At 69.1% G+C, this 7,036-nt stretch carries 6 protein-coding genes and 1 pseudogene; 3 read left to right on the plus strand and 4 right to left on the minus strand.

Features of this window, described 5'->3' with window-relative positions:
• Positions 1-502: 502 nt before the first annotated feature.
• A complete protein-coding gene (locus tag ACFU8Q_RS37150) occupies positions 503-1,657 on the minus strand; it encodes a pentapeptide repeat-containing protein (RefSeq protein ID WP_384463270.1) in 1,155 nt (384 codons plus the stop codon).
• A gap of 99 nt (positions 1,658-1,756) precedes the next feature.
• On the opposite strand from ACFU8Q_RS37150, the gene ACFU8Q_RS37155 reads away from it, so the two are divergent.
• Positions 1,757-2,734, plus strand: coding sequence for a transposase family protein (locus tag ACFU8Q_RS37155; RefSeq protein WP_384463272.1), 978 nt, complete (start codon positions 1,757-1,759; stop codon positions 2,732-2,734).
• A 94-nt stretch (positions 2,735-2,828) separates the two neighbouring features.
• On the opposite strand, the gene ACFU8Q_RS37160 is transcribed toward ACFU8Q_RS37155, so the two are convergent.
• The 3 genes and pseudogenes from ACFU8Q_RS37160 to ACFU8Q_RS37170 all read right to left on the minus strand — a co-directional run bounded on the left by ACFU8Q_RS37160 (position 2,829) and on the right by ACFU8Q_RS37170 (position 4,946).
• Positions 2,829-3,347, minus strand: a complete 519-nt coding sequence (locus tag ACFU8Q_RS37160) for a transposase (RefSeq protein ID WP_384463275.1) — start codon at positions 3,345-3,347, stop codon at positions 2,829-2,831.
• A gap of 286 nt (positions 3,348-3,633) precedes the next feature.
• A pseudogene (locus ACFU8Q_RS37165) lies at positions 3,634-3,873 on the minus strand (helix-turn-helix domain-containing protein); the annotation flags it as partial.
• A gap of 161 nt (positions 3,874-4,034) precedes the next feature.
• Positions 4,035-4,946: an aldo/keto reductase gene (locus tag ACFU8Q_RS37170; RefSeq protein ID WP_384463278.1), complete on the minus strand. Its 912-nt coding sequence runs from the start codon at positions 4,944-4,946 to the stop codon at positions 4,035-4,037.
• 67 nt (positions 4,947-5,013) lie between these two features.
• Here ACFU8Q_RS37170 and ACFU8Q_RS37175 point away from each other — a divergent pair, with 67 nt between their 5' ends.
• Together ACFU8Q_RS37175 and ACFU8Q_RS37180 are read left to right on the plus strand one after the other, a co-directional pair.
• Positions 5,014-6,015, plus strand: coding sequence for a DUF5937 family protein (locus ACFU8Q_RS37175; protein ID WP_384463281.1), 1,002 nt, complete (start codon positions 5,014-5,016; stop codon positions 6,013-6,015).
• Positions 6,016-6,272: 257 nt separating this feature from the next.
• Complete coding sequence (locus ACFU8Q_RS37180; protein ID WP_384463284.1) at positions 6,273-6,827, plus strand: hypothetical protein; 555 nt, start codon at positions 6,273-6,275, stop codon at positions 6,825-6,827.
• The last annotated feature ends 209 nt before the right edge of the window (positions 6,828-7,036 follow it).

Here is a 7,036-nt window from a genome sequence, read left to right on the forward strand (position 1 = left end):
ATCTACCGCCACCTGGGCAAGAACCTGGCGCCAGCCACACCGTAGGCGCGTCTCCTTGGCGACCTTGAGCACTACCGAGTCGACCGCATGCGCCACTCGGCGTAGTTCTCGATACAGCCAGCATCGGACGCTCCGGTCGGCATCTCATTGAAGTCCGCGGCCGGGATCGTCCGAGCTGCCACCTGACCTCGCGCAGGTCGATGCCGCCGTAGTCATACACGAAGGCGCCGATGTCCCCATGATCGAAGAGGAACTACTCAAGGACGTCGTCCGGCCACTGAAGTAAGGCCAGTGCAGGATCGGCTCGGAAACGGTCATAGCTGAGGCTGTCATCTTGGCGGCGTGCCATCAGCGGGCTGAGGTCGCTTACGACGTTGGGAGCGATATCAGCTCCCGGATCTGCCTGGTGGCCTGGGCCTCTGCGTGATCAGGACGCCGTTGAGGAGGAGTGACGCCGGTCAGGCGGATCGCGGTCGCCGCAGTCTTGACCGGCGCGTCTTGGTCAGGGAGTGGACCGCAGCGGCGGTGCCTGCCACATCATCCCCGGCGGCTGGAGTAGGGGCGAGGGCTCGGGGCCGGGGTCATCGGTGTCGACGACTCCGGCGGCCGTGTGGTCGAAGTCGGCGGGCCAGCGGGTGTGCTCGCTGGCCAGGGCGCCGGTCAGGCGTGCTTCGACAAGGTTGGCGGTGCTCAAGTCGGTGCCGCGCAAGTCGGCCATACGGAGGTCGGCGCGGTGGAAGACCGCGCCGTGGGCGTCGGCCTTGCGCAGGTTTGCCTCGCGCAGGTCGGTCTCGGTGAAGTCGGCGTCACGCAAGTCGGTTTCGACCAGCTTCGCGGCCCGTAGGTCCGCCAGAATGCAGCGAGCCCGGCGGAGAATCGCAGTCGTGAGGTCGGCGTGCCGCAGGTTGACCGAGACCAGGGACGCCTGGGTCAGATTGGCGTGGTACAGGCCCGCCGCCTCCATGCAAGCGCGGTCGAAGTTGACCTCGGGGAACCACAGTCCGTCGCAGTCGGCCCGGCGCAAGTCGGTGATGCTGAGATTGACCCAGGACTGCTCCCGGTGCTGGCACAGCACGCCGAGCGCGGTCAGCGCCACCTGGGCGTCGGCGGCGCGAGTCTCCAGGGGTGCGACGTCGTTGATAGGCACGTCTGCCGCCGGTGATTCCGGCCCGGCGGGTGGCCAGGGCAGGTGTGTACGCAGATACGCGGCCTGGATGGAGATGATGGCCTCCCGATCACGGGCGGACTGCTCCGCGATCCGCCACAGCGCGTGCAACCCTCCGATGCGCACATCCAGCTTGTCGCTGCCGAGTTGGTCGACGGCCCGGCTGAATCGGTCGGTGACGTAGCCCTCCTGGGTGGCGCGCAAACCGTCCTGACTCACTCGCAGTTGCCGCCAGGTGGCGTACGCGCCGAAGAGCACGACCAGGCCGCCGACCACCTGCAGAAGCGTCGTACGGACATCGTTCACCGCCTTCAGCCGATCCTGCACGGCGACGCTCGCCCCGGCGAGATCGTGGTCGACCACCACACCCGGCAGTACGACGAACACCGTGCCCAGAATCACCAGCCCCGCCCCGGCCAGCAGACCTGCGGCTACACGACGCCTGACCAGCCCGTCGTGCCATGCCCGCCGCCCGCGGTCCGGTTCCCCCATCTCCATGAGCATGAGAGCCTAGGCGCCGCTCAGAAAACGATCAAGAGTGCTGTGCCACTGGCCCGTGACATGAAAACGGCCGTACGGGTTGGGTGAGTTGTGAGGCTTACCTGGGCCCGTGCGGCCTGTTCCCATCCTGCCCTGTCCGGGGTCCCGCGCACGCACTTCGGCGAGTTGCTCGAAGAGCTCGCGCCCCGGTGGCAGGCCACGCGGGAGTCGGCGCTACACGAGCGGCGTGGCGGAGACCGGAGGCGGGCGGCCGGCGCCGGGCCCAAGCAGCGCCTGGTCTTCGTCGACCGGCTCCTGGTCACGCTGGTCCACCTGCGGCTTGGGATCCCGCACGCCGCTCTGGCCGAGTTGTACGCAGTGGACCGCTCCACCGTCTCCGGAGCGATCCGCGAGGTCCGGCCGCTGCTGGCGGCCCGCGGTTTCGCCGTCCCCGACCGGCCGGGGGTGCGGCTGCGGACGCTGGAGGACCTGTTCGCCTACGCCGACGCGGAGGGCGTTGACCTGCGCATCGACGGCACCGAAGTGCAGGTCCGCCGCCCCCGCGCCCATCGCCCCGGCCGCAAGGCGTTCGTCTCCGGCAAGAAGAAGCAGAACACCATCAAGACCACCACCTTCAGTGACCCGCAGGGTCGCACCCTGTTCAGCGGCGTGGTCCGGCCGGGCCGCATGCACGACCAGACCGCCGTGCGCACCGAGGGCATCGCCGAGCAGTTCGACCGGCACCCCGAGGTCAAGGCCGAGGTCGACGAGGGCTACCGGGGCCTGGCCAACGAGTTCCCTGGCCAGGTCAGCGCCCCGCCGAAGAAGCCGAAGGACGACGCGCCGCTGGGCGAGCACCACGCCTGGCGCGAGCAGCGGCGCCGCCAGTCGTCCGCGCGGATCTGCGTGGAGCACACCAACGCCGAGTACAAGCAGTGGCGGCCCTTGCAGCGGTTCACCGGCCGCCGCGAGACCTACGCCGAGACCCACCTCGCGATCGCAGCCCTGGTCTCTGACCGCTCCGCCCGGCGGGTGACCTGCCGCAAGGCGAGCACGGAACTGATGCTCGCCCGGCAGGCTGCCTGCTGATCACCCACCAGCCAACCCGCCAGGCCAGCACGCCCCGAACTCAATCGCTCCCAAGGCTGTTAGTGGTCGGCGTTCGAAGTCCTTCGGGGGTTGATCAGGCTGCCAGGGCGATGAAGGATTCTTGGCGTCGGTCGGCGGATGTGTGTCGGTCGAGCCGGGCCAGCAGATCGTCCAGGTCGGAGGTGGTGAACCTCCATTGGAACGGCTGTGCCGTGGCGTTGTAGCGGTCTTCGAATGCTCGGAGCCGGTCCCCGACCTGGGTGAGGTCGGTGAAGTCGTTGGGTGAGACGACCTTGCGCTGCACGACGGAGAAGAAGATCTCCACCTGGTTCAACCAGGAAGCGTGCACCGGGGTGTGGACCAGCACCGCGTTTGGGAATGCCGCCCTGAGTCGGTCCTTTGCCTTCTTGCCGCGGTGGGAGGAGCCCTTGTCGACGACCCAGAACACGCGCTTGGCGCTCGCGTAGGGTTCCTGGCTCATGACCTGGATGACCAGGCTCATGAACGGGTCGATGCCGGTGGTCTTCTCGCAGCGTCCGAAGACGTGCGCGCGGTGGACGTCGTAGGCGGCCAGGTAGGCCAGCGCGCCGCCGCGTCCGTAAGTGTGGTTCACCCGCATCGCTCTCGCCTGGCCGGGGGGGGAGGGTGGGGTGGCAGCGGCAGCGGGCCTGGATGGAGGTCTTCTCGTCAGCGCTGATGACGTACTCGTCCGGGCCCAGGGGCCCGCTCTGCCAGGTGCGGGTGTACAGGTCAATCACGCGCTGGGCCTTGGCGCGGAAGTCCGGGTCGCGGATGAAGATCCAGGACCGGTACTGCCAGGGCTTGAGCGCGTCCTGCCGCAGCCAGCGGCGCACGGGGGACGCCGAGACGCTGTCGGTGATGCCGCGGGCGGTCAGCTCCGGGCACGACCAGCGCGCCAGCGGCATCCCGGTCTCGGCCGGGAGCTGGCAGGCCAGGGCCTTGGCCTCGGCGACCTGCACCGGGGTGAAACGAGCCGGGCGCCCGCTGCGTCTGCGGTCGGCCAGCGCGGGCAAGCCGCCGTCGGCGAAGCGGCCCCGCCAGGTGCGCACGGTGTCCACGTGCACGCCCACCTCGGCCGCGATCCGGGCGTTGGACCTGCCCCGGACCGCCAGGAGCACGATCCGTGACCGGACCCTGGACTGGTGCGGAGTCTTGTGACCGTAGGCCGCCTTCTTCAACCGCTGCCGCTCGGCGGCAGTGAGGACGATGAGCCGGGCGGCAGGAACAGGCAAGGCAAACAAGCCGATCAGCAGAAGTGGATCACGATGCCATGGGGGTCTTACTCAGGCCGTCCCGTGGCGGAGGGGTCCAGCGCGGCGAGTTCTTCCTGCGACAGGCGCAGAGAGCCGGCGGCGACGTTCTGGGCGAGGTGGTCGAGATCACCGGTGCCGGGGATGGCCAGGACGTGGGAGCCCTGGTGCAGCGTCCAGGCCAGCCGGATCTGGGCCGCGCTCACGCCGTGGGCGCGGGCGATCGCGTGCACTTCCCGGCTGTGGTCGGTGGTCGCGCCAGCGGTGCGTCCGGTGCCGGCGATCGCGTAGAACGGCACGAACGCGATGTGCTGCTCGCCGCAGTGGTCCAGGAGCTCCTGCTGCTCGGGTGATGCGCCGAGGCCGTACATGTTCTGGACGCAGACCACCGAGGCGATGGCCTGGGCCTCGGCCAGGTGGTGGGGGCGGATGTTGGACAGGCCCAGGTGACGGATGAGTCCGGCGGTGCGCAGTTCGGCGAGTGCGCCGAAGCGTTCGGCGATGGAGTCGGTGCCGACGATGCGCAGGTTCACCACGTCGAGGTGGTCGCGGCCGAGTTGGCGCAGGTTCTCCTCGACCTGGCCGCGCAGTTGCCCGGGGGCGGCGTGCGGCAGCCACCGGCCCGAGGGGTCGCGGCCCGGTCCGACCTCGGTGGTGATGACCAGGTCGTGCGGGTAGGGGGCCAGTGCCCGGTTGATCAGTTCGTTGGCCGAGCGCAGGGGCGAGAAGTAGAACGCGGCGGTGTCAATGTGGTTCACGCCCAGGTCGAGCGCGCGGCGCAGCACGCTGATCGCCTGGTCGCGGTCGCGTGGGAGGGCGTCGGCTGCGAAGGCTTCGCCGTGCTGGGTCAGGCGCATCGCGCCGAAGCCGATCCGGTTGACGGTGCGGTCGCCGAGCGTCCAGGTGCCGGACGCTGCTGCGGTGGTCGTCTGTGAGGTCATGGCGCGATGATGTGCGCACGATAGGGTGTCCTGCCATTGATTAAGACATGCTTGAATCGAATGGGGAGTGGTCGTCCTGGCGGAGCTGGCGTTCTCGGCGGGAGATCTGGCGCGGGTGCGGTTCGCGGTCTCGCCGATGTGGGAGGTCGTGCCCAGCTTCCGACTGCTGAGGGCGGGCATCGCGCATCCGATCCACCGGCCCTGGGTCGAGCAGGTGCGGCCGCGTCTGGTGGCCGCCGGGCTGGACCGGGGCTGGCTGGCCGAGCTGATCCCGATCCCGTCTATCGGCTATGTCCCCGACTTCCTCAACCCCGCCCCCGCCGGACCGACCCCCGCACCGGGAGAGGAGTGGGACGCGATCCGGGCCTCCCTTGCCGAGCGGGTCCGCCAGGACCTCGACCACCTGGCCCGCCATCAGGGAACCCTCGGCCCCCGACTGCGCACCCTGCACGCCGACCCGCCCGGTCGCCTAGCCAAGGTCACTGAAGAGATCGAAACCTACTGGGAGTTGGCGCTCGCCCCCTACTGGGCGCGCATCCGGGCAGTTCTGGATGCGGACATCCTCTACCGCGCCCGCCTGGCCGCCGAGCACGGCGCGGGCCGCCTCCTCAACGACCTGCACACATCCGTGAGCTGGGACGACAACGCGCTGCGGATGACCGGACGAAAGCAGCCGCTGACCCGCACGACGGCGGGCCCGGGACTGCTACTGATCCCCTCGGCCTTCACCGGACCAGGACTGCGCACCCGAACGACGCCCCCGGGTCCACCGCAGCTCGCCTACCCGGCGCGCGGCACCGGCTCGCTCTGGCAGGCCCGGCCCGCTCCCCGGACCGATACTCTCTCCGCCGTACTCGGCCGCTCGCGGGCCCTACTTCTGGCCGAACTGGAGACCCCGGCCTCCACCACCCAGTTGGCCCACCGCACCGGACTCTCCCCGGCCGGGGTATCCCAATACCTCACCGCGCTACGCAAAGCCGGCCTGGTCAGCGCTCACCGCGTCGGCCGCTCCGTCCTCTACGCCCGCACCACCGCAGCCGAAACCCTCCTTCAACCCGCCTCCACCTGACCTCACGTCAACCCCCGAAGGACTTCGAACGCCGACCACTTGGCTTCATGCCGCCAGGTGTACCGCAGATTCTCGGCAGTGTTCCCGGGGTCCTTCGCTGTCCCGGGCCAGCGGGGCCGCGTCGGGCGTCCAGACAACGATCCGCTTCCTCCGACTATCGCGGAGAAGAGGCCTCATGCAGTTAAGCCGTCAAGCGGTGGCCGGCCCCGGGCGGATATCGGGTACTCGCCACGGACACGGCCTGCGAGGCTGTGGGGGTGACTGAGACGACCCCTTACGACGCCGACCGTGCCCGATTCACCCGCCAGGCTCTGGCACGCCTCGTCCTGTGCGATCACGCAGCGGACGCTGCGGATGGCGCCGCCGGCCTGGTCGCCACCGAGAACGACCCTGACACCGGTCCCGGAGGCCGGGTAAGCCAGGCATTCCAGCTCATCGAACTCGCGGAGCGCGCTCTGATCTCGGCGGTGATCTACGAACGCGAGCGAGGCAGCTCCTGGACAGAGATCGCCCAGTACCTGGGCATCGGTCCGGCAGAAGCGGAGGAACGGTTTGACTCAAATCTGGACAACTGGAACATGGCCTTCGAGGTTCCCTACCAACTCGACGACGCCGGTCGAAAGCGCATACCCCAGCTGCCCACGGCAGCGTATGACCCCGCTTGGGCATGCGACCGGCTCGACACCTGGGCCAGGAACCGGCTCATTCTTGTCAACGACGAGCGTCCCGTCAGCTCGGGTCTCGTCAGGGCTGCGCCGGAGGAGGAGCTCCCGTCAGTGACCCCAACCACCCTCGTTACACCGCTCGATTGACAGACCCGGACAAATCTTATGAACGACGCCGCCCTGCTTCAGCGGGTGAGGAGTACGCGTTTGCGGAGGAGGTCGTGTTTTCCGGAAGCTGCAATGAGCAATGCCAGCAGTGCAAAAGCTGCGGCGAGGTAGAGCTTCATAGTCCTTTCCTGCACGTTGGGCCCGCGCCGGGCGCCATACCGCGTGGCGCTGGCCGGAGGGCACAGCGC

This window comes from Streptomyces sp. NPDC057543 (assembly GCF_042801895.1).
Taxonomy (GTDB): domain Bacteria; phylum Actinomycetota; class Actinomycetes; order Streptomycetales; family Streptomycetaceae; genus Streptomyces.